Raw genomic sequence first — 21,125 nt, 5'->3', positions numbered from 1 at the left:
TTTCCATGCGTTCTCTAACCTTCCACCTGAAAATCCTGATCGCCGTGCTGGTGCTGCTGGGCGTTTCGGTTACGGCCTATCAGATTTTCGTGCTCGGCATCCCGGTGACCGAAGACGCCACCGACGACCTGTGGAACATCGACGCCAAGGTCGAGTTCGTCGCCAGCACCAAAGATCCGGTGAAGATCCAGATGTTCGTGCCGCCGTTGAGCCGCGATTACGTGAGCCTCAACGAAAGCTTCATCTCCAATAACTACGGCGTCGCGGTCAACCGCATCGACGGCAACCGCAAGGTGACCTGGTCGGCCCGTCGCGCCAAGGGCAATCAGACGCTGTATTACCGTCTGGTGCTGACCAAGCGCTACACCGCGGAAAAATCCAAGGTCAAAGGCCCGACCTTCCGTGACAGCATGGTCATCGAAGGCCCGGAAAAAATCGCCGCCGAAGCCCTGCTCGCGCCGATCCGCCAACATTCGGCCGACGTCGAAACCTTTATTGGCGAGGCGATCAAGCGCGTCAACAACGTCAACGACGACAACGTCAAATTGCTGCTGGCCGGCGATCCGTCGACTTCGCACAAAGCCAAGATCGTCGAACTGCTGCTGTCGATTGCCCACGTTCCGGTAGAAAAAGTCCACACCATCCGCCTCGTCGCCGATCAGCCTCAGACTCCCGAACTGTGGCTGCGCAGCTTCAACGGCAACGACTGGTTGTACTTCAACCCGGAAACCGGTGAGCAAGGCCTGCCGACCGATCGCCTGCTGTGGTGGACCGGCGACGAAAACCTGATCACCGTCGACGGTGGCAAGAAAGCCAACGTGACCTTCAGCTTGAACAACAGCGAGATGAACGCGATTCGTCTGGCCAAGCTGACCGACGAAAACACTGACGCCAACTTCCTCGATTACTCGCTGTACGGCTTGCCGCTGCAGACCCAGCAGACCTTCATGATCATGGTGATGATCCCGATCGGCGTGCTGGTGATCCTGATCCTGCGTAACCTGGTCGGCCTGCAGACCCTCGGCACATTCACCCCGGTGCTGATCGCCCTCGCCTTCCGCGAAACGCAGCTGGGCTTCGGCATCCTGCTGTTCACAGTGATCACGGCGCTGGGCCTGTCATTGCGCTCGTATCTCGAACATCTGAAGCTGCAAATGCTGCCGCGCCTGTCGGTGGTGCTGACGTTCGTGGTGGTGTTGATTGCGGCGATCAGTCTGTTCAGCCACAAGCTGGGGCTTGAGCGTGGCTTGTCGGTGGCGCTGTTCCCGATGGTGATTCTGACCATGACCATCGAACGTCTGTCGATCACCTGGGAAGAACGCGGCGCCAACCATGCGCTGAAAGTCGCCATCGGCACGCTGTTCGCCGCCTCCCTGGCGCACCTGATCATGACCGTGCCGGAGCTGGTGTACTTCGTGTTTACCTTCCCGGCGATCCTGCTGATTCTGGTCGGTTTCATGCTGGCGATGGGTCGCTATCGCGGCTACCGCCTGACCGAACTGGTACGTTTCAAGGCCTTCCTGAAGAAGGCTGACGCCTGATGTTCGGTTTCTGGAAGACCTGGAAGGCCCTCGAGGCGCGCGGCATCATGGGCATCAACCGCCGAAACGCGGACTACGTGCTCAAGTACAACAAGCGCAGCCTGTACCCGATCGTCGATGACAAGATCCTCACCAAGGAACGCGCCATCGCCGCCGGCATTCATGTGCCGGAGCTGTACGGGGTGATCTCCACCGAAAAGGAAATCGACAAGCTCGACGAGATCATCGGCGGGCGCAGCGACTTCGTGATCAAACCGGCGCAGGGCGCGGGTGGCGACGGCATCATCGTCATCGCCGACCGCTTCGAAGGCCGCTATCGCACGGTGTCGGGCAAGATCCTCGCCCACGAGGAGCTGGAACATCACATCTCCAGCATCCTCACCGGCCTGTACTCGCTGGGCGGCCACCGCGACCGCGCGCTGATCGAATACCGTGTGACCCCGGACCAGATCTTCAAAAGCATCAGCTACGAAGGCGTGCCGGACATCCGCATCATCGTGCTGATGGGTTACCCGGTCATGGCGATGTTGCGTCTGCCGACCCGCCAGTCCGGCGGCAAGGCCAACCTGCACCAGGGCGCCATTGGCGTCGGCGTCGATCTGGCCACCGGCCTTACTCTGCGCGGCACCTGGCTGAACAACATCATCACCAAACACCCCGACACCACCAACGCGGTGGATGGCGTGCAACTGCCCTACTGGGACGGTTTCATGAAACTCGCCGCCGGCTGCTATGAGCTGTGCGGGCTGGGTTATATCGGCGTGGACATGGTGCTTGATCAGGAAAAAGGCCCGCTGATCCTCGAGCTGAATGCGCGGCCGGGGCTGAACATTCAGATCGCCAACGATTGCGGCCTGACCTTGCGTACCCACGCGGTTGAAGCGCGGCTGGAAGAGCTGAAGGCGCGGGGCGTGACGGAGTCGGTTGAAGAGCGGGTGGCGTTTACCCAGGAGATGTTTGGGCATATTCCAGCTGTCGAAGGCTAAAAGCTCAAGAGCCCCTCACCCTAACCCTCTCCCAAAGGGAGAGGGGACTGACCGAGGTGGATGTTGGAGGTACGCCGACCTGAACGTCTTGAGTCGAACTCAAGCTTTGAAAAGCATGAAGATCGGCTCCCTCCCCCAAGATATCGAGCCGAACCCAAGTTTTGAAAAGCCCCCGATCTGCTCCCTTTCCCCCTCGCCCCCTTGGGTGAGAGGGTTGGGGTGAGGGGGAGGCTTTTGACTTTGATCTGGCAGCGCAGAGGACTACAATCCCCACCCCGCCTCAACGGCCGATCTGCCCCGCCCATGCTGACCTGCTCCGTACACCCACTGCCCTACCGCGCCAATCCGGCCGACTATTTCGCGGCCATTCGCAACGCACCCGGCGCCGTGCTGCTCGACAGCGGCCGGCCGAGCGCTGAACGCGGCCGTTATGACTTGTTGAGCGCCTGGCCGCTGGAACAACTGGCGGTGTTGCCGGAGGAAAGCGGTGCGCATTTCCTCCAGCGCCTGCGTGACCATCTCAGCCGCTTGGGCGAAGCGCAGTTGCCTGCCGGGTATGAATTACCATTCGCCGGTGGATTGATCGGCTATTTGAGCTACGACTTCGGCCGGCATCTGGAAAACCTGCCGAGTCAGGCGCTGGATGACCTGCAACTGCCCGATGCGCGTTTTGGCCTGTACGACTGGGCGCTGATCAGTGATCACCACGCGCAAACCAGCCAACTGGTCTTTCATCCTTCGCTTGTCGACAGTGAACGGCAGCGATTGGTCGCGCTGTTCACTCAGCCTCAATTTGACGCGCTGGCGCCATTCAAACTGAACGCCCCCATGGCCGCTGATATTTCGGCCGACGATTACCGTCAGGCGTTCGAACGCATTCAGGACTATATCCAGGCCGGCGACTGCTATCAGGTCAACTTTGCGCAACGCTTCCGTGCCGAATGTCTGGGCGATCCATGGCTGGCCTATTGCGCATTGCGCCAGGCCTGCCCGACGCCGTTCTCCGGTTTCCAGAGCCTGCCCGACGGCGGCGCGGTGCTGAGTCTGTCACCGGAACGTTTCGTCAGAGTCAGCCAGCGTCAGGTCGAAACCCGACCGATCAAGGGGACTCGCCCTCGCGGCGTGACTCCAGCCAAAGACGCCGCCAACGCCGCCGAACTGCTGGCCAGCCCCAAGGATCGCGCGGAAAACCTGATGATCGTCGACCTGCTGCGCAACGACCTCGGGCGCACTTGCCGCATCGGCTCGGTGCGGGTGCCGGAGTTGTTCAGTCTGGAGAGCTATCCGAATGTGCATCATCTGGTCAGCAGCGTGACCGGTGAACTGGCGGCGGATCGTGATGCGCTCGACCTGATCGCCGGCAGCTTCCCCGGCGGCTCAATCACCGGCGCACCGAAGATTCGGGCGATGCAGATCATCGACGAGCTGGAGCCGACCCGGCGCGGTTTGTATTGCGGATCGTTGCTGTACCTGGACGTGCGCGGTGAGATGGACAGCTCCATCGCTATTCGCAGTCTGTTGGTCAAAGATGGCCAGGTGTGCTGCTGGGGCGGCGGCGGGATCGTCGCCGATTCGGACTGGCAGGCGGAGTATCAGGAGTCGATGACCAAAGTGCGGATCCTGCTCGATACCCTGCAAAACCTCTAAAAACTTAAAAGCTTCGCGAGCAGGCTCGCTCCCACAGGGAAATGTATTCCAAATGTGGGAGCGAGCCTGCTCGCGAAGACGTCCTTCCAGACAACTACAAACTCAACTCTCTATTAGAGGCCTTGAGAAATTCCTGCTTCAGCTCTTCAAACGTATGCACCGCCGGGAACTGCGGAAACTCGCGAATCACGTTGTCCGGCGCATGAAACAGAATCCCCGCGTCCGCCTCGCCGAGCATGGTCGTGTCGTTGTATGAATCCCCCGCCGCGATCACCCGGTAGTACAGGCTCTTGAACGCCAGCACCGACTGACGCTTGGGATCTTTCTGACGCAGTTGATAGCTGGTCACCCGCCCGCTGTCGTCAGTGATCAAGCGATGGCAAAGCAAGGTCGGGAAGCCCAGTTGGCGCATCAGTGGCTGTGAAAACTCATAAAAGGTGTCCGAGAGAATCACCACCTGGAAACGCTCGCGCAGCCAGTTGACGAACTCCACCGCGCCGTCCAGCGGTTTCAGTGTCGCGATCACTTCCTGAATGTCCGCAAGCTTGAGGCCGTGCTCATCGAGGATGCGCAGGCGCTGCTTCATCAATACGTCGTAATCGGGAATGTCCCGGGTGGTAGCCTTGAGGGCGTCGATTCCGGTTTTTTCGGCGAAGGCGATCCAGATTTCCGGTACCAGTACCCCTTCAAGATCCAGGCAAGCAATTTCCACAAGACACTCCCGTTTGTAGTGATTATTGAGTCGAGCGAGGCCGAACTCTAGCGTCTGCACCAGACGCGCGCAACGCAGAGGACGCCCCGGCCGCGGCAGCTTTTTGTTACCATCGGCCCCCTATAGAGCGCCCGAGCGCCATTGACCTGTAGGAAGCCGCCCTGATGAGCCCAACGTTCGACGTCGTGGAACTCGCCACGACCTATGCCAACAAATCCGCCCAGGACATCCTCAAGCTCGCCTTCGCCGAGTTCGGCGATGACTTGTGGATATCTTTCAGCGGCGCCGAGGACGTGGTGCTGGTGGACATGGCGTGGAAGCTGAACAAGAACGTCAAAGTCTTCAGCCTCGACACCGGCCGCCTGCATCCGGAGACCTACCGCTTCATCGAGCAGGTGCGCGAGCATTACAAGATCGATATTGAAATCGTCTCGCCGGACTACACGAAACTCGAACCGTTCGTGAAGGAAAAAGGCCTGTTCAGTTTCTACAGGGACGGCCACGGCGAATGCTGCGGCATCCGCAAGATCGAGCCGCTTCGCCGTAAGCTGTCCGACGTCAAAGCCTGGGCCACCGGCCAGCGCCGCGACCAGAGCCCGGGCACCCGCAGCGCTGTGGCGGTGCTGGAAATCGACACGGCGTTCTCGACACCGGAACGCACTCTGTACAAGTTCAACCCGTTGGCGCAGATGACCAGCGAAGAGATCTGGGGTTACATCCGCATGCTCGAACTGCCGTACAACAGCCTGCACGAGCGCGGCTTCATCAGCATCGGCTGCGAACCCTGCACCCGCCCGGTGCTGCCGAACCAGCACGAGCGTGAAGGCCGCTGGTGGTGGGAAGAAGCCACGCAGAAAGAATGCGGGTTGCATGCGGGGAATATCATCAGCAAGAGCAAGGTCTGATCCCCCATTTATAGAAAGACCTGTGGGAGCGAGCCTGCTCGCGAAAGCGCAGTTCCAGTCAACGTTTCAGTTGCCTGATACACCGCATTCGCGAGCAGGCTCGCTCCCACATTGATATGTGCCGGGCACGCAAAAGGTGTACACAAGGTTGTCACCATCGGTGCCATTTATGTGTGCACTTTCTGTTTTTACGCCCTGAAAAGTTACATCCCCCAGCAGAATCCCGTCTGCGTGCGCCCCCTGCAAAATCCCTCCTCCAAAAAAAATACCTGTCCAATCGATCAATTTATATCGCCGGTTTTTCAGTCACTTACCCCGCATTGATAACTATTCGAAATGAGCCCTGGCGCTTATAGATTGGCAACTGGCACAAATCTGGCTTTATCGCATACATGTTTTGTATACAAAACTGCAAAACATGCACACTTTCGATCCGCAAGCCTGAAGCGCCCTATCCCGTACAGGCTGCAGATGCCCCGTAACCATTGATGCCTTCACCGTCGCGACGAAGATTTGTCGAGCCTGAGCGCTCATGCACAGTCATCGCGGGAGTGAACGTCAGGAGCCTGCCGGAATGCGTACAAGTCTTTCGAATAACATCGCGCTGAATCTGCCCTCCTCCACGCTTGATCAACCGTTGCCCGATGACGGACTGAGCGAGCCGCTGCAACTGAGCCCGCGTCTGCACAACAGCGATCTGGCGCCGACCAAAGCCGAAGGGCGGCGCTGGGGCCAGTACAGCATCTTCGCCCTGTGGACGAATGATGTGCACAACATCGCCAACTACTCGTTCGCCATCGGCTTGTATGCACTGGGTCTGGGCGGCTGGCAAATCCTCTTGTCACTGGGGATCGGCGCGGCGCTGGTGTACTTCTTCATGAACCTGTCCGGGTACATGGGGCAGAAAACCGGGGTGCCGTTTCCGGTGATCAGCCGGATCAGTTTTGGCATCCACGGTGCGCAAATTCCTGCATTGATCAGGCCGGTTATCGCCATCGCCTGGTTCGGTATTCAGACGTACCTCGCCTCGGTGGTATTCCGCGTCCTGCTGACCGCCGTGCATCCCGGCTTTGCCGAATACGATCACGACTCAATTCTGGGCCTGTCGAGTCTGGGCTGGGTGTGCTTTGTAGCAATCTGGCTGGTGCAACTGGCGATCCTCGCCTACGGCATGGAGATGGTGCGCCGTTACGAGGCATTTGCCGGGCCGGTGATTCTGCTGACCGTTGCTGCGCTCGCCGGGTGGATGTACTTCCAGGCCAACGCGACCATTGCCTGGTCGATCCGCGAGCCGCTGACCGGTGGCGAGATGTGGCGCAACATCTTTGCCGGCGGCGCGTCGTGGCTGGCGATCTACGGCACGCTGATCCTCAATTTCTGCGACTTCGCCCGTTCTTCGCCGTGCCGCAAAACCATCAAGGTGGGAAATTTCTGGGGCTTGCCGGTGAACATTCTGGTATTCGCCGCGATTACCGTGTTGCTGTGTGGCGCGCAGTTCCAGATCAACGGGCGAATCATCGAAAGCCCGACCGAAATCATCGCTTCAATCCCCAACACGTTCTTTCTGGTGCTCGGCTGCCTGGCTTTTCTGATCGTCACCGTTGCGGTGAACATCATGGCCAACTTCGTCGCCCCGGCGTTCGTCCTCAGCAACCTGGCGCCGAAGTACCTGACCTTCCGCCGCGCCGGGTTGATCAGCGCGACCATCGCCGTGCTGATCCTGCCGTGGAACCTCTACAACAGCCCGCTGGTGATCGTGTATTTCCTGTCGGGCCTCGGCGCCCTGCTCGGCCCGTTGTACGGGGTGATCATGGTCGACTACTGGCTGATCCGCAAAGGCCGGATCAACGTGCCGCAGCTCTACAGCGAAGATCCCAACGGCGCTTATTACTACAGCCGTGGCATCAATTTCCGCGCGGTGGCGGCGTTTATTCCTGCAGCGCTGATCGCCATCATCCTGGCGCTGGTGCCCGGTTTCCACAGCGTCTCACCGTTCTCCTGGCTGATCGGTGCCGGCATCGCCGGCATGCTTTACCTGATCGTCGCCAAACGCCACACCCATTACGCCGACGTCAGCGGCGAGTGCATCGCTGTGGATAACGTCAGCCACTGATCCCTTCGCGGCCCGGTTTTCGGGCCGCACCACTGCCCGCAATAAGGATTTTCCATGCGTATTCTCGTGGTCAACGTCAACACCACCGAATCCATCACCGACGCCATCGCCCGCTCGGCGCAGGCCGTCGCTTCGCCCGGTACCGAAATCGTCGGCCTGACGCCGTACTTCGGCGCCGAATCGATTGAAGGCAATTTCGAAAGTTACCTGGCCGCCATCGCCGTGATGGATCGAGTGATGTCTTACGATCAACCCTTCGATGCGGTGATCCAGGCCGGCTACGGCGAACATGGCCGCGAAGGCTTGCAGGAACTGCTCAACGTGCCAGTGGTGGATATCACTGACGCGGCGGCCAGCACCGCGATGTTTCTCGGCCATGCCTACTCGGTGGTGACCACACTGGATCGCACCGTGCCGCTAATCGAGGATCGGCTGAAATTGTCCGGTCTGTGGGATCGCTGTGCCTCGGTGCGCGCCAGTGGTCTGGCGGTTTTGGAGCTTGAACACGAACCGCAGCGCGCGCTGGAAGCGATCGTGCAGCAGGCCGAACTGGCGGTGACCCATGACAAGGCCGAGGTGATTTGCCTGGGCTGCGGCGGCATGGCCGGACTGGACGAGCAGATCCGCCGGCGCACCGGCGTGCCGGTGGTGGATGGCGTGACAGCCGCCGTGATGATTGCCGAGTCGCTGGTGCGTTTGAAGTTGTCGACGTCCAAGGTGCGGACTTATGCGACGCCACGGCCGAAGAATATTGTTGGTTGGGCGCAGCGCTTTGCTCGATAGACCGCGTTATCGTTCATCGCGGGCAGGCTCACTCCTACATTTGGAATGCGTTCCCCTGTGGGAGCGAGCCTGCTCGCGAATGCAAACGACTCGGTCCCAAGCCTTACTTAGATGGCACTAAACCGCCGCCCCAGTCCCTGCTCATCAAACTGTTCAATCACGAAATCCACAAACGCCCGGGTCTTGCCCGGCAACAATTTGTGCTCGGCGTAATAGATCGAAATGTTGCCGTCATCGACAAACCATTCCGGCAGCACCCGCTGTAACGTCCCTGCCTGAAGATACGCGACCGCAAACGGCATGCTCACCAGCGCAATGCCCAAACCTTGCATCGCCGTTGCACAGGCAGCCTCGGAATCACTCATGGTCATCCGCGTCCGCAATGTCAGCGGACTGTGTTGCTGATCGCGGTGAGTCAGTTGCCAGGAACGCACGCGCCCGGTCTGCGGTGAGCGAATCAGAATGCCGTCGTGTTGCCTGAGGTCATCGGGATGCCTGATCGGCGCATGTTTTTGCAGATAGTCCTCCGATGCCACCAACACCCGATGCGCCGGTGTCAGCCTGCGCGCAACCACGCCTTGTGGCAGTTCAAAGCCGCCGCCAATCGCCGCGTCGAAGCCCTGCCCGATCAGGTCGACCTGGCGGTTATCGAAATGCCAGTCCGGGTTGATCGCCGGATAACGCCGCAGAAACTCACCGAGTAGTGGCACGATATACAGACGACCAAACACCGTACCCATGCTGACTTTCAGCGTGCCGGCCGGTTGCCCGCCGGCACTGGCCAGATTGGCTACGGCATTCTGGATGGTGGTCAGGCTGGCGCTGACTTCACTCAAAAACAGCTGCCCCGCTTCGGTCAACGTCAGGCTGCGTGTACTACGCTGGAACAGCCGCACGCCAAGCCGCGCTTCCAGTTTCGCCACGCTCTTGCCGACCGCCGCCGGGGTCAGGCTCAAGCGTCGCGCGGCTTCGGCAAAGCTGCCGACTTCGGCGCTGCGCACAAAGCATTCGATACTGCTGAATGTTTCCATGATCGCCACTATAAACTTCTGGTTTACACAGACTATAGCAATCATGGTCTACCCGGTTGTCGATACCAGGCCGATACTCGGCACCAACACCAAGGCATTCCGCCTTGAACACTTGGAGATCGAACATGACCACTCAACACCTCAGCGGCAAGGTCGCTCTGATTCAAGGCGGTTCGCGCGGCATCGGCGCGGCCATCGTCAAACGTCTGGCCGCTGAAGGCGCCGCTGTCGCTTTCACCTACGTCAGCTCCGCCGCCAAAGCTGAAGAACTGCAGAACAGCATCACTGGCAACGGCGGCAAAGCCTTGGCGATCAAGGCAGACAGCGCCGATGCCAGCGCGATTCGCCACGCCGTCAGCGCCACCGTCGAAGCGTTTGGACGCCTGGACATTCTGGTCAACAACGCCGGCGTACTGGCCATCGCGCCGCTGGAAGACTTCAAACTCGAAGACTTCGATCAGACCCTGGCCATCAACGTGCGCAGCGTGTTCATTGCGTCCCAGGAAGCGGCGAAACACATGGGCGAAGGCTCGCGGATCATCAACATCGGCAGCACCAACGCCGACCGCATGCCCTTCGGCGGTGGCGGTGTCTACGCGATGAGCAAATCGGCACTGGTCGGCCTGACCAAAGGCCTAGCCCGCGACCTCGGCCCTCGCGGCATCACCATCAACAACGTGCAACCTGGCCCGGTCGACACCGACATGAACCCGGCCCATGGCGAATTCGCCGACAGCCTGATCCCGCTGATGGCCGTCGGTCGTTACGGCACCGCCGATGAAATCGCCAGCTTCGTCGCCTACCTGGCCGGGCCGGAAGCCGGTTACATCACCGGTGCCAGCCTGACCATCGACGGTGGTTTCGGCGCCTGACAGACCGGCAAGAAAAAACGCCGCCCTTTTTTACAGGAAGGACGGCGTTTTTGTGCGGACGGTCAAGCCAGCTCCAGCATCGGTAAGCCAAAGGCGCTGGGCCTGAAGTCTTTCAGCGAACGAATAATGCCGTCAGCGTGAGCATATTTCTCATCAGCCATCGCTGCGTCGGGGATGGCGATTGCGGTCATGCCTGCCGCTTTCGCGGCGGTGACGCCGAACGGCGAATCCTCGAACACCAGACAATCCCCGGGCGCGACGCCCAGACGCCTGGCAGCGGTGAGGAAAATATCCGGCGCCGGTTTGGCCGCGCCGACTTCCGGATCGTCCGCCGTGACGATGAAATCGAACAGCGCAAACCACTCACGGTGCAAGGTGGTTTTCTGCCCGAACGACTGGCGCGACGAACTGGTGCCGACCGCGATCGGGATGTTGTGCGCCTTGAGGTGACGCACCAGCGCTTCGGCCCCCGGCATCGCCTGCGCCTTGGGAAAACGCTCGCGCATCAGCGGCTCGCGAATCTGCAGGAATTCTTCCGGGCTGATCGGTAGTTCCAGCGCCTGCACCACGTAATTGGCCAGATCATTGGCACCGCGACCAATGATGTTTTGTTTGACGCTCCAGTCGAAGGTTTTCCCGTAGCGCCCGGCAATCAGCGAGGTGACCTCGGTGTAAATGCCCTCGGTGTCGAGCAGCAAACCGTCCATATCGAAAATCACGGCCTTGATCGGGCCGAACGTCTTCAGCGGTGCATTCATCATCGGATCCGTTAACAAAGACATCCCGGGCGACAGGCAGCGTGCCGCAACGCGGATCTGATTAATGGGTTCAGCAGCATAGCGAGGCCGATGGACATTGAGCAACGGGCAATGCCATCGACGCCCTTTCGCATTTAGCGAAAACTCCTACAGACACTGCCTACTTCCCCGACTTCTTTCCTTTTTGATCCCCCGCAAAGTCCGCGCTCCCGTTTCTTCATATGCGCGAGCGACTGCGAATGTTTCAACCCGATCAGCTCCTGGCCCTGAACAACAGCATCGGACTGCTGGTGGTGGCCGCCCTGAATCCGAAGCAGCCAGATTTTGAAGCGCTGATCGACGAGTTCCGCCTGTGCCTGAACAACTACGACGCCTGGGCCGAGCAATTCTGGACGGGGACGGCGCTGGACATCGAGCAGGTGTTCAAGGTTGGCAATGACGTACAACTGAGCGCGCCGATCACTTCGCGCGCACCTGTCAGTTCATCGGTGGTCATGTGTTCGGCCAGCGGACCGCTGACCCTGGTGCATCTGTTTGAAGCAGCGCGCTTCGTACCGATCGGCGACACCCCGGTGACCCTCGAACCGCTGCTCAGCGACGTCGACGGCGTGCTGACCTTCGGCGAACCAAAGCGCTACACCATTGGCCCGAGCGGGATCCTCGAGGTGACCGATTGCATGCGCGGCCAGCGCTATCGCGTCACCTTCTTTCCCAACGTTTCCTCCGCCCATGTCCGCGCCCTGTATGCCTCATATGAAGGGGTCATTGCCGGCCTTGAAGGCTGGCTGCGCAGCGAATGGACAGGCTTCCAGCCGCAGTGGACGGAGTTTTCCAGCGCCGGTTTTCTTGATCGTTACGGGCAGTTGCAGCGGGCCGATTGGCGCGGCCTGGAAAAAGCCCTGAATGGCGTCTGGGATGACATTCAACAGCTGTTCGCCCTACTTGCCGATCTGCAGGAGCACAGCGCAAAGCTCCTCGAATACCTGAGTGAAGTCGAACTCGAGGCGCTGCTTGCCGCTTCAAACGAAGCGATCGCCAACGCCTTGTTGATGCTCAGCGACGAGCCGTTGTTGTTCATTCATCTGGCCGCGTTCACCAGTTGGCTAAAAATGCTGCCGCCGCAATACCTCGCCGAGGTGGTGGCCGAAGTTCGCACCGAGTTGCTGATCAGCTTCCTGTTGATGCGCGTGGCGGGCGGTGCCGGCGTATCGCTGCGTTTGAGCAGCAAGGTCCTGGCGAAGATCAAATCGCCAAGGGCGCGGGAGTGGCTGGCCGCCTCAGCCTTGCGTCTGGCTGAGCTGACTTCGACACCGGAACTCAAACAGCACGCGAGCACGCTGAAGCCGCTGATGTTCCATGCCCGCGAAGTGGAGCTGAAGCCGACGCCATCGATTCCGCTGAACATTCGTCAGGCCGACGCGGTGGTGCTCCGCGTGCCGAATCCGGCGCCGCTCGCGCGGGAAAAATCCCAGGGCATGGCGCGCCTTGAGCGCCACGAGCCCCACGACGACGCCCCCGACCAGGCGAAAAACCCCAACGGCGACGCCGCCGACTGCGTCCCCAATACCTGCAAAAACGGCTGCCCGGTGTCGATGGTCACCGGCGAAGAACTGCTGACCCTGACCGACGCGGTGCTCGATGGCGTGCTGCCCTTCGAGTTCACCCGCTTGTACCGCAGCAGCGCGGTCGAGATCGATATGGGCCTGGGTTTCGGCTGGAGCCACACGCTGGCCCATCGCCTGTCCTTCGACGGCGATGGCGTGATCTGGATCGACCACGAAAACCGCCGCACTCGGTTTCCCCTGCCCAACGTCGCGCGTCCGGCGATTCACAACAGCCTGTCGCGGGCGGCGATCTTTCTCGGTGATGAACCGGAAGAACTGATCCTCGCCCTGGCCGGGGAAAACGCGCGCTTCTACCACTTTCGCGCCGGCCGGCTGACCGCAATCAGCGATGTCTACGGCAATCGTCTGACCCTGCAACGCGATCGCTCCGACCGCATTCAGCGTCTGGACAACGGCGCCGGCCGCTCATTGCTGTTGCGTTATGACCGCGCGCAGCTGGTGGCGATTGATTATCAGGTGTTCGTCCAGGGCGAGTGGATCACCGAGGAAAACCTCGCCACCTACAGCTTCGATGCCCGGCAACGCCTGCTGACCGCGACCAACGCGGTCGGCGACAGCGAGCGCTACGACTACGACGACCACCACGTCATCCTCCAGCGCCAGTTGACTGGCGGCGCGAGCTTCTTCTGGGAGTGGCAGCGCGAGGGCAAAGCCGCCCGCTGCGTGAGGCACTGGGCGTCGTTCTCGCAGATGAACACCCGTTACGTCTGGAACGATGACGACGCCAGCGTGACAGTGCATTACGTCGACGGTACCGAAGAAGTCTACGTCCACGACGAGCGCGCGCGGCTGGTGCGGCAGGTCACGGCCGATGGAGGTGAGCAGCTCAAGGCCTATGACCAGCAGGGCCGGTTGATCGCCGAGCAGGATGCGTTGGGCGCGGTTACCGAATACCGCTACGACGAGGTCGGACGGCTGATCGCGCTGATTCCGCCGGACGATGCACCAACGTCCTACGAGTACCGCAACGGTTTTCTCTACAAGCGTTGCCGTGGTGATGCGGTGTGGATCTATCGGCGCAACGCTGAAGGCGCCGTCACCGAAGCGGTCGATCCCGACGGCCAGGTCACCCATTACTACTACAACCTGCGCGGCCAATTGCTGTCGCTGCGCTATCCGGACAGCAGCCGCCACCGCTGGGTGTGGAACGAGCTCGGCCAGCTCATCGAAGAAACCCTGCCGGACGGCGGCGTGCGGCGTTTTTCCTACGATGCGCTGGGCCGGCGGATTACCACCCAGGACGAATTTGGTGTTGTCAGTCGTCAGCAGTGGGACGCGGCCGGCCGACTGATCCTGACGACTTCTCCTACGGGCAGCACGCGCGCCTACAGCTACGGCGCCTACGGCCAGATCACCGCTGAGCGCGATGAACTCGGGCGCATTACCCGCTACGAATATGACGATGATTTGCACCTGGTCTCGCGACGGATCAATCCCGACGGCACCCGCGTGCAGTACCGCTACGACCATGCGCGGTTGCTGCTGACCGAAATTGAAAACGAGTCAGGGGAAAAATACTGCCTGGATTACACGCCGACCGGATTGATCCGACAGGAAACCGGGTTTGATGGGCGGCGCACGGCGTATGCCTACGACCTCAACGGGCACCTGCTGGAGAAGACCGAGTTTGGCGAGCAGGGTTTATCGCTGGTCACCCACTACCAGCGCGATAAGGCCGGGCGCTTGCGGGTCAAAACCCTGCCCGATGGCGCCAAGATCCGCTACGACTACGACCGCCTCGGGCGCTTGGTTGCCGTTGATGACGGGCAAAACCATCCGCTGGCCTTCGAGTATGACCGTCAGGACCGGCTGATCACCGAGCATCAGGGCTGGGGCACCTTGCGCTACGCCTATGACGCCTGCGGTCAGCTCAAACGCCTGCGCCTGCCGGACAACAGCAAGCTCGACTATCACTATGCCAAGGGCGGTGCGCTGAGCGCCATCGACCTCAACGGCACGCCGCTCACGCGCCACGTCTACCAGTCCGGTCGTGAACAGCAACGCCAGCAAGGCTTGCTGCTCAGCGAATACTCCTACGACGATCAGGGCCGCTTGCTCGCCCACGCTGTAGGCCATCGCCACGCCTCGCTGTACCGCCGCGATTATGCCTACAGCGCCAACGGCAATCTCGAGCACATCGCCGACAGCCGCCACGGCCAGCGCACCTACGGCTACGACGCCCTCGACCGGTTGATCCGCGTCCGTCACTCGCGCGACGAACTGCCCGAATCCTTCGCCCACGACCCGGCCGGCAACCTGCTGATGCAGGACCGCCCCGGCCCTGCGCAGATCAAGGGCAATCGCCTACTGATGCAGGGCGACCGTCATTACGACTACGACGCCTTCGGCAACCTGATCCGCGAACGCCGTGGCCACGGCCAGACCCTGGTCACCGAATACCGCTACGACTGCCAGCACCGCCTGATCGGCCTGACCCGCCCCGACGGCCAGACCGCCACTTATCACTACGACGCCTTCGGCCGGCGCATCCGCAAAACAATCGACGGCGCCGTCACCGAATTTTTCTGGCAAGGCGAACACCTCGTCGCCGAAAGCAGCGCCACGCAATACCGCAGCTTCCTCTACGAACCCGGCACCTTCCGCCCACTGGCGATGCTCGACGGCAAAGGCCCGAAAAAAGCCTGCCCGTTCTACTACCAACTCGACCACCTCGGCACCCCGCAGGAACTCACCGACTACAGCGGCGAAATCGTCTGGTCCGCGCAATACGACGCCTACGGCAAAGTCGCCGCTGTGACCTTGGCCGGCGAAGACTACCTCGACCAACCGCTGCGTTTTCAGGGGCAGTATTTCGATGTTGAAAGTGGGCTGCATTACAACCGGCATCGGTATTACGACCCGAGATTGGGGCGGTATTTGACGCCGGACCCGGTGAAGCTCGCGGGTGGGTTGAATCAGTACCAGTACGTGCCGAATCCGACGGGGTGGGTGGATCCGTTGGGGTTGACGTCCAATTGCCCACCGCCGAAGAAGCCTGGGTGTGAGGTTCCGGGGGCGAGTGATGGGGTTAAGGTTGATGAGGGGGAGCCTGATGCACCAGCGCCTAAGAAAAAGCAGGAATATCTGTACCGAGGAGATTCAAGAGACCCGTCCGATGTTTTTGTGAACGGATTCAAAAGCAAGGGAGACAGCGAGGACTTATTCCTCCACTCCATTGATAGCGATTTTCCTCCAAGCGGCTTTATCAGCACCTCCCCCTCTCGAGACGTGGGAAAAGAGTTTGCTACCAGCTTTTTTACAAAAACCGGGTTTCTTTATACTTTGAAGAGAGTCAATGGCTATGATTTGAAGCAAGAATTAGGAAACCGATACAAATTTTCCCGAGAACAGGAATTCGCCGTCCCAAAAATCATCAAAAACGAAGATATTCTAGGCGCCACGATAATTATTGATGATGGGCGTGACTTTGGTTACTCCATCCCGAATCCATATAGGAAAATTGACAAATGATTTCGGAATTCACAATTATCGTAGAAAAAGAATATGCAATCAAAGATGTAGTTCTGATTTGCGATAGCGAGAAAATAAGCATAACTCTAAACCTGGACGGTTTATCGCCAAAAACATATGCCGGCAAAAATTTTTATCATTGTTTCGGTTTGATCCGAAAGGACAACCCTCTAGTAACTTTTTTTTGCAAAGGCTCAAAGCTAAATGTTCACCCCTCGAGCTTATCATCACAAATGTCTCTTGGATTAAAAGCTTATGAATTGACAAATGGAGCAGAACCATCACTAAAAGACGTAGTGTCGATATTTGACTACGAAAATGAAAACCTAACAAACTCGCCAGAATTACAGAGGGAATTTTTCTTACAGTGGATAGGGACTTAGGGGAAGAACGACATATCTCGTGACGACAGAATGGACAAATGGCGCCCATGTGAATATTTAGAAAAACGCAGGCCGAGCATTAACCAACACTACATGAAGGCGCTTTCTAGAAATAGATCGACAGAGTAAAAGAAACACATGAAATACTGGAATGAGATAAATGGCAGCAAATTCTTCAATATGGTCTTCAGCCGAAATATACCTATCGGAGAGATTAAGCTCTTCACTCTAAACATAGACAATAATCTTTCAACACTGACTCTGGCATTTGACATCAGAGAAATTCCAGACACGCCTCCGAAGACGTGGGAATCCATAGAATACAATGCTTGCCGCATAGGGATGACGTGCAGTGAAGTTACAAGCTTGACGACATCCAATCTCCCCACACGGGAAAAATTTCAATTATCCATTCAAACTATTGAGAGCAGGCACTTAGTTTGCGTTGCATCAGAGACTTCCGAGATAAAATTCATTACATCATCATTGAGATTAAGAGAACCTAGCGTCTACTTAACAGAGTCACTTTTCTAAACATCACGCATCAAACACTCCTCGCGCATCGCCTGCAAGACCAAAAGCAATATCACCAAGGCTGAAAATCACTACCACCCCAAAGAGCACTCAGCAATTTTTAAACAATAAAAATGCAATCCAGCCAGCCAAATCATTGGACTAGATATTTCGCAAAACCGGAGAAAAAAATGAGTGACCAAGATCAAACTTTGGATACCCTGATACATGACTTTACTTCTATGGTAGAGACAAGCACGCTTATATTTGAAAAAAAATTTGGCACTCGGGACATTCGAAGGCTTTGGCATACCAGGGCGATAAAGCGTCGCGGGAGAGTCACTCGAGGCGTTAAATATGAACTGCACGGCATTGGCTGCCGCATTAATCTATCGACAGGAACTGTAGATTTTGACTATGGGCCTAATGGTGAAATCAATGGGTTTGACATTCGCCGCTTATACTTCTTTGCTTGTGAAAGACCATCTAAATATAGAAAATACTGCGACAAAAAAATAATCGAAAAAGAATTCGCCGAATACATAGATCTAAAAAAAATCAAGAAAATTTCCTTAATTAGCAACTTGTATATATGGACCAACTGAAAAAAAGAAGGAACAACGCTATTACAAGAAAAATTTGGTACTCGAAACATCCTAAGACTTTGGGGAGCGGCAAAATAGAAAGTTGCGGAGAAGTCATCGATGGTATTGAATATGAACTACACGGCATAGGCTGTGCTATTCATTTTCCCACTGAATCAGTGGATTTCGATTACGGTTCGAATAACAGGATCGATGGTTTTGATGAGTGGCGCCTTTAAATGTGCGCCACCGACAGACCTGAAGAGTACAAAAAATACACTGACATAAATTTTCTTGAGAGCGAGTTCAAGTCTTATATAGACTCAGGCAGAATCAAAAAATATCGCCCTCCGATGACCTCTTTGAATTAATCGACCCGCCGGAAAACCTCTGAAAACGAGACTTAAGCGCCTGCTGACTCAGGCCATTATGGCAAAGTCCAACTCATAAAAAACTTCACTGATCACCTCAATCCTCTGAAAGAAAACGAGAGCATGGCTCGCAGATGACTAAGAAATATCCCGCGCATATGGTAGAGATCGACCCAATCATCGAAGAAATGGTCCTACTCAGCATCAACGGTGTGACTGTGAGATGTTTCGCAGGCCGCTGCCCGTCAGTAATCGAAGTAGGTGAGACCTACTCAGCCGAGTTCGAAATGGTGCTGCCGGACGAGATAGACATTTCAAAATGTGATGGCAGCGAAACACGTGTCGAGATGCTTGACAATGGTTTCTCATGCGATATCTACGGGCGCTTAGAAGGCGATACGCTCAAGTCGTTCGTCGAATTTGCGGATCAAGATATCCACTTCGATTTTCCGCACCTCAATGGTCAGTTTGTAAAAATCAGAGCACAAAGAATCGACGTCTCGTTCTGAGGAACAGATTTTCTGTAGGGCCTGCGGAGTCAGGCCCTTAAACCATCATTCAAAACCTCAACCCCACCTCACTGCTCATCCCCATCCTCCTCATACTCCATATCCGCCTCATCCGCATCATTCAACGGCACCGTAGCATCGTCCATCAGCGACCCGGGATCTTCATTCCCCGGATCATTGATAAATGGCAATCCACTCGGGCCTTTCTCTTCTTTGCCTTCAGTTTCAGGAGTCATGGCGCACCTCTTGAGCGTGTGGGATGTATCACTTTCGAAAAGCCCTATCGCCAATCGTTCCTCCGCCTGACGGCCAGACACGAAAAACCCGGCGCCAGGCCGGGTTTTCGTTGATCAATCAGCGATGTTTATTTTTGTGTTTGTTCTTGTGCTTGTGGCCACCGGAATGAGATCCACCGTCGTCGTCGCCAAGATTGTTACCTACCGCGCCGCCTGCTGCGCCGCCCAGGCCCGCGCCAATGGCGGAGCCGGTGGAGCCGCCGAGGCTGTTGCCGACGACCGAGCCGCCTGCTGCTCCGAGACCGCCGCCAATCGCGGCTTCGGTGCGGTTGCGTTTGTTCGCGCCGACGGCACTGCCGGCCGCGCCGCCAACACCTGCGCCGACCGCTGCGCCCGTACTGCCGCCAAGTTGTCCGCCAACCACATTACCCAGCGCACCGCCGAGACCACCGCCTACGGCAGCGGTGCCGTCTCCGGCCGCCATCGCGCCCTGCGCCACGACCAAGCCAAAAAACAGTGCAGATAATGACAATCGCATATGAACCTCGCAGTTCCCGAATCGGGACAGTCCGCCCAAGCGGGGCGTATGCAGATTGGAGATGATTTCTGACGAAACGTTCAGCCATGAAAAAGCCCGACATCGAGTCGGGCTTTTTCTGACAGGCCATCAGTCTCAGTGGCGCTTGTGACCTTTGCCCAGGTTGCTGCCGACTGCGCCGCCGGCCGCGCCGCCCAGACCTGCACCGATGGTGGCGCCGTTGCGGCCGCCCAGGCTGTTGCCGATCACCGAACCGCCGGCTGCACCGACACCGCCGCCGATCGCCGCTTTGGTGCGGCTGCCCTTGCGTGCGGCGACGGCACTGCCTGCTGCGCCCGCGACGCCAGCGCCAATGGCGGCACCGGTGCTGCCGCCCATTTTCTGACCGACCACGTTACCCAGCGCGCCACCCAGGCCACCGCCCAGCGCAGCGGTGCCATCACCGGCAGCCATCGCACCTTGAGCAACCAGAAGGCCAAGAACCAGAGCAGGCAGTGTTAAACGCATGACGAAAACCTCAAATAAACGGGATGACGAAAAGGAGCGGGATTTAATGCGCTCGGCCCAGGAAAGTCCAGACGCAGGCGACAGCGTCGTTTGGACCGCGATCAGGGAAAAGGTTTTATGCCGGGCAAAAAAAAGCCCGCTGGGGAGACGGGCTGGAGACTTGCTTTCTAACGGATGGCTTCACACTACGTTGGCCAACGTGAAAAGTTTGTGAAAAAAAACCGACATTAATGTCAATGCTTGCCAGAGATTTCAAACCCCTATTCTTGCGCACATAAAAAACCCCGTTCAGTGACGGGGTGCAGGATGAAATCACTTTCTGGTCCTTGCCGTGACCTTGGGTAGGAATTTCGCTTTCGGCCCTTTGGGGGCTGTGGATTTGATTTTGCCGATGCTCACCGGATCCTCGCCAAACCCCGACTGATACTCCGACTGACCGCAGCGCACACAATTGTTGAATGAAAACTCTGCGCCATCATCTTCGATAAATGGACCTGACATAGACTCTCCCCTACGCAACTGGGTCGACACCGACAAAACAGTTTTGCCTGGAAAATATCGCCCCTCAGCGCTTTTGAGACTAGCTGGTCACTACTGGACTTGCCGTTCAGAAAGACTGATCACCGACGAATGGAAAAAAGCGTCGTGAACGATCATTCGCTAAAGATTTCCATCGAACGGCCGCTGCCCTTACTCCTACAAATGAATCTCAAGGAGAGATCATGCAGATCAATGGATTCCCGAACATGCCAGTCGTAAAACTCACGGACGAGCAGATCGCTGCCGGCAAGGCCGGTGCGGAAAAACTCAAGGAAAAGATCGCCTCGGGTGAAATCACCATCAAATACCCAGACAAACCGCTTCTGCAACCGGGCGTCGTCTACCATCCCAGCGAGCCCGCACCATCGGCGCAGCCTGACGGGACGCCGCCCCTCGTTGCCATCGATACACCGCTGACCTATGACTCAAGAGGCGCTGTGTTGCTCAAGCAAAAAGGATGATTGACGCGAAAAAGCCCATTCGTTGTGCGAGTGGACTTT

Annotated in this window: 21 protein-coding genes; 14 read left to right on the top strand and 7 right to left on the bottom strand. The window is 57.9% G+C overall.

What is annotated here, in order from left to right:
* Positions 1 to 5: 5 nt before the first annotated feature.
* From rloB to pabB, 3 genes are all read left to right on the top strand, one after another.
* A complete protein-coding gene (gene rloB / locus NF676_RS09495; RefSeq protein ID WP_024012295.1) occupies positions 6 to 1,541 on the top strand; it encodes an osmotic stress tolerance membrane protein RloB in 1,536 nt (511 codons plus the stop codon).
* Complete coding sequence (locus NF676_RS09490) at positions 1,541 to 2,527, top strand: alpha-L-glutamate ligase-like protein (protein ID WP_056784132.1); 987 nt, start codon at positions 1,541 to 1,543, stop codon at positions 2,525 to 2,527. The genes rloB and NF676_RS09490 overlap by 1 nt, the downstream gene beginning before the upstream one ends.
* Positions 2,528 to 2,830: 303 nt before the next feature.
* The gene (gene pabB / locus NF676_RS09485) at positions 2,831 to 4,174 is read left to right on the top strand and encodes an aminodeoxychorismate synthase component I (protein WP_252887603.1); all 1,344 of its coding nucleotides are present in this window, start codon (positions 2,831 to 2,833) and stop codon (positions 4,172 to 4,174) included.
* A 94-nt stretch (positions 4,175 to 4,268) separates the two neighbouring features.
* On the opposite strand, the gene thrH is transcribed toward pabB, so the two are convergent.
* Positions 4,269 to 4,886 carry a bifunctional phosphoserine phosphatase/homoserine phosphotransferase ThrH gene (thrH, locus tag NF676_RS09480; RefSeq protein ID WP_252887602.1) on the bottom strand — a complete coding sequence of 206 codons (618 nt, stop codon included), beginning with the start codon at positions 4,884 to 4,886 and terminating at the stop codon, positions 4,269 to 4,271.
* Between the two features lie 164 nt (positions 4,887 to 5,050).
* Here thrH and NF676_RS09475 point away from each other — a divergent pair, with 164 nt between their 5' ends.
* The 3 genes from NF676_RS09475 (at position 5,051) to NF676_RS09465 (ending at position 8,687) form a co-directional block, all read left to right on the top strand.
* The gene (locus NF676_RS09475) at positions 5,051 to 5,791 is read left to right on the top strand and encodes a phosphoadenylyl-sulfate reductase (RefSeq protein ID WP_056784126.1); all 741 of its coding nucleotides are present in this window, start codon (positions 5,051 to 5,053) and stop codon (positions 5,789 to 5,791) included.
* A 574-nt stretch (positions 5,792 to 6,365) separates the two neighbouring features.
* Positions 6,366 to 7,904, top strand: coding sequence for an NCS1 family nucleobase:cation symporter-1 (locus NF676_RS09470; protein WP_252887601.1), 1,539 nt, complete (start codon positions 6,366 to 6,368; stop codon positions 7,902 to 7,904).
* Positions 7,905 to 7,958: 54 nt separating this feature from the next.
* Complete coding sequence (locus NF676_RS09465; protein ID WP_252887600.1) at positions 7,959 to 8,687, top strand: aspartate/glutamate racemase family protein; 729 nt, start codon at positions 7,959 to 7,961, stop codon at positions 8,685 to 8,687.
* Between the two features lie 107 nt (positions 8,688 to 8,794).
* On the opposite strand, the gene NF676_RS09460 is transcribed toward NF676_RS09465, so the two are convergent.
* On the bottom strand, positions 8,795 to 9,718 hold the full coding sequence (locus NF676_RS09460) for a LysR family transcriptional regulator (protein WP_252887599.1): 924 nt from the start codon (positions 9,716 to 9,718) through the stop codon (positions 8,795 to 8,797).
* A 125-nt stretch (positions 9,719 to 9,843) separates the two neighbouring features.
* Between NF676_RS09460 and NF676_RS09455 the strand changes: the two genes are divergently transcribed.
* Positions 9,844 to 10,590, top strand: a complete 747-nt coding sequence (locus NF676_RS09455) for a 3-oxoacyl-ACP reductase family protein (protein WP_056784118.1) — start codon at positions 9,844 to 9,846, stop codon at positions 10,588 to 10,590.
* Between the two features lie 62 nt (positions 10,591 to 10,652).
* Here NF676_RS09455 and NF676_RS09450 read toward each other — a convergent pair whose 3' ends face one another.
* A complete protein-coding gene (locus tag NF676_RS09450; protein ID WP_252887598.1) occupies positions 10,653 to 11,348 on the bottom strand; it encodes an HAD-IA family hydrolase in 696 nt (231 codons plus the stop codon).
* A gap of 239 nt (positions 11,349 to 11,587) precedes the next feature.
* Here NF676_RS09450 and NF676_RS09445 point away from each other — a divergent pair, with 239 nt between their 5' ends.
* The 6 genes from NF676_RS09445 to NF676_RS09430 all read left to right on the top strand — a co-directional run bounded on the left by NF676_RS09445 (position 11,588) and on the right by NF676_RS09430 (position 18,804).
* Positions 11,588 to 16,444: an RHS repeat-associated core domain-containing protein gene (locus NF676_RS09445; protein WP_252887597.1), complete on the top strand. Its 4,857-nt coding sequence runs from the start codon at positions 11,588 to 11,590 to the stop codon at positions 16,442 to 16,444.
* The gene (locus NF676_RS09440) at positions 16,441 to 16,827 is read left to right on the top strand and encodes a hypothetical protein (protein WP_217851028.1); all 387 of its coding nucleotides are present in this window, start codon (positions 16,441 to 16,443) and stop codon (positions 16,825 to 16,827) included. Before NF676_RS09445 ends, NF676_RS09440 begins: the two co-directional genes overlap by 4 nt.
* A gap of 138 nt (positions 16,828 to 16,965) precedes the next feature.
* Positions 16,966 to 17,361 carry an Imm50 family immunity protein gene (locus NF676_RS27630; RefSeq protein ID WP_353956312.1) on the top strand — a complete coding sequence of 132 codons (396 nt, stop codon included), beginning with the start codon at positions 16,966 to 16,968 and terminating at the stop codon, positions 17,359 to 17,361.
* Positions 17,362 to 17,531: 170 nt separating this feature from the next.
* On the top strand, positions 17,532 to 17,945 hold the full coding sequence (locus NF676_RS09435; RefSeq protein WP_217851032.1) for a DUF6896 domain-containing protein: 414 nt from the start codon (positions 17,532 to 17,534) through the stop codon (positions 17,943 to 17,945).
* Positions 17,933 to 18,163, top strand: coding sequence for a DUF6896 domain-containing protein (locus tag NF676_RS27730; RefSeq protein WP_431078424.1), 231 nt, complete (start codon positions 17,933 to 17,935; stop codon positions 18,161 to 18,163). The genes NF676_RS09435 and NF676_RS27730 overlap by 13 nt, the downstream gene beginning before the upstream one ends.
* A 266-nt stretch (positions 18,164 to 18,429) precedes the next feature.
* Positions 18,430 to 18,804, top strand: coding sequence for a UCP019853 family protein (locus NF676_RS09430; protein ID WP_041479377.1), 375 nt, complete (start codon positions 18,430 to 18,432; stop codon positions 18,802 to 18,804).
* A gap of 68 nt (positions 18,805 to 18,872) precedes the next feature.
* Here NF676_RS09430 and NF676_RS09425 read toward each other — a convergent pair whose 3' ends face one another.
* From NF676_RS09425 to NF676_RS09410, 4 genes are all read right to left on the bottom strand, one after another.
* On the bottom strand, positions 18,873 to 19,040 hold the full coding sequence (locus NF676_RS09425; protein WP_016773805.1) for a hypothetical protein: 168 nt from the start codon (positions 19,038 to 19,040) through the stop codon (positions 18,873 to 18,875).
* Positions 19,041 to 19,158: 118 nt separating this feature from the next.
* Positions 19,159 to 19,578, bottom strand: a complete 420-nt coding sequence (locus tag NF676_RS09420) for a glycine zipper domain-containing protein (protein WP_024012287.1) — start codon at positions 19,576 to 19,578, stop codon at positions 19,159 to 19,161.
* 135 nt (positions 19,579 to 19,713) lie between these two features.
* Complete coding sequence (locus NF676_RS09415; RefSeq protein ID WP_016773803.1) at positions 19,714 to 20,085, bottom strand: hypothetical protein; 372 nt, start codon at positions 20,083 to 20,085, stop codon at positions 19,714 to 19,716.
* A 312-nt stretch (positions 20,086 to 20,397) separates the two neighbouring features.
* Entirely contained in the window at positions 20,398 to 20,586 is a 189-nt protein-coding gene (locus NF676_RS09410; protein WP_024012286.1) for a hypothetical protein, read from the bottom strand.
* A gap of 221 nt (positions 20,587 to 20,807) precedes the next feature.
* Between NF676_RS09410 and NF676_RS09405 the strand changes: the two genes are divergently transcribed.
* Entirely contained in the window at positions 20,808 to 21,086 is a 279-nt protein-coding gene (locus NF676_RS09405) for a hypothetical protein (protein ID WP_252887596.1), read from the top strand.
* Positions 21,087 to 21,125 lie beyond the last annotated feature (39 nt).

The sequence above is a fragment of the Pseudomonas siliginis genome (genome assembly GCF_024072275.1).
Taxonomy (GTDB): Bacteria; Pseudomonadota; Gammaproteobacteria; order Pseudomonadales; family Pseudomonadaceae; genus Aquipseudomonas; species Aquipseudomonas siliginis.
Note: the sequence above shows the minus strand (reverse complement) of the source record. Positions and strands in the feature narration are given on the sequence as shown.

Bases quoted from the DNA above. Each gene is read 5' to 3' on its own strand.
- NF676_RS09470 (WP_252887601.1), top strand. From the start codon at position 6,366: ATGCGTACAAGTCTTTCGAATAACATCGCGCTGAATCTGCCCTCCTCC.
- NF676_RS09440 (WP_217851028.1), top strand. From the start codon at position 16,441: ATGATTTCGGAATTCACAATTATCGTAGAAAAAGAATATGCAATCAAA.
- NF676_RS27630 (WP_353956312.1), top strand. From the start codon at position 16,966: ATGAAATACTGGAATGAGATAAATGGCAGCAAATTCTTCAATATGGTC.
- NF676_RS09460 (WP_252887599.1), bottom strand. From the start codon at position 9,718: ATGGAAACATTCAGCAGTATCGAATGCTTTGTGCGCAGCGCCGAAGTC.
- NF676_RS09490 (WP_056784132.1), top strand. From the start codon at position 1,541: ATGTTCGGTTTCTGGAAGACCTGGAAGGCCCTCGAGGCGCGCGGCATC.
- pabB (WP_252887603.1), top strand. From the start codon at position 2,831: ATGCTGACCTGCTCCGTACACCCACTGCCCTACCGCGCCAATCCGGCC.
- NF676_RS09410 (WP_024012286.1), bottom strand. From the start codon at position 20,586: ATGTCAGGTCCATTTATCGAAGATGATGGCGCAGAGTTTTCATTCAAC.
- rloB (WP_024012295.1), top strand. From the start codon at position 6: ATGCGTTCTCTAACCTTCCACCTGAAAATCCTGATCGCCGTGCTGGTG.
- NF676_RS09450 (WP_252887598.1), bottom strand. From the start codon at position 11,348: ATGAATGCACCGCTGAAGACGTTCGGCCCGATCAAGGCCGTGATTTTC.
- NF676_RS09405 (WP_252887596.1), top strand. From the start codon at position 20,808: ATGCAGATCAATGGATTCCCGAACATGCCAGTCGTAAAACTCACGGAC.
- NF676_RS09465 (WP_252887600.1), top strand. From the start codon at position 7,959: ATGCGTATTCTCGTGGTCAACGTCAACACCACCGAATCCATCACCGAC.
- NF676_RS09435 (WP_217851032.1), top strand. From the start codon at position 17,532: ATGAGTGACCAAGATCAAACTTTGGATACCCTGATACATGACTTTACT.
- NF676_RS09415 (WP_016773803.1), bottom strand. From the start codon at position 20,085: ATGCGTTTAACACTGCCTGCTCTGGTTCTTGGCCTTCTGGTTGCTCAA.
- NF676_RS27730 (WP_431078424.1), top strand. From the start codon at position 17,933: ATGGACCAACTGAAAAAAAGAAGGAACAACGCTATTACAAGAAAAATT.
- NF676_RS09455 (WP_056784118.1), top strand. From the start codon at position 9,844: ATGACCACTCAACACCTCAGCGGCAAGGTCGCTCTGATTCAAGGCGGT.
- NF676_RS09425 (WP_016773805.1), bottom strand. From the start codon at position 19,040: ATGACTCCTGAAACTGAAGGCAAAGAAGAGAAAGGCCCGAGTGGATTG.
- NF676_RS09445 (WP_252887597.1), top strand. From the start codon at position 11,588: ATGTTTCAACCCGATCAGCTCCTGGCCCTGAACAACAGCATCGGACTG.
- NF676_RS09430 (WP_041479377.1), top strand. From the start codon at position 18,430: ATGACTAAGAAATATCCCGCGCATATGGTAGAGATCGACCCAATCATC.
- NF676_RS09420 (WP_024012287.1), bottom strand. From the start codon at position 19,578: ATGCGATTGTCATTATCTGCACTGTTTTTTGGCTTGGTCGTGGCGCAG.
- NF676_RS09475 (WP_056784126.1), top strand. From the start codon at position 5,051: ATGAGCCCAACGTTCGACGTCGTGGAACTCGCCACGACCTATGCCAAC.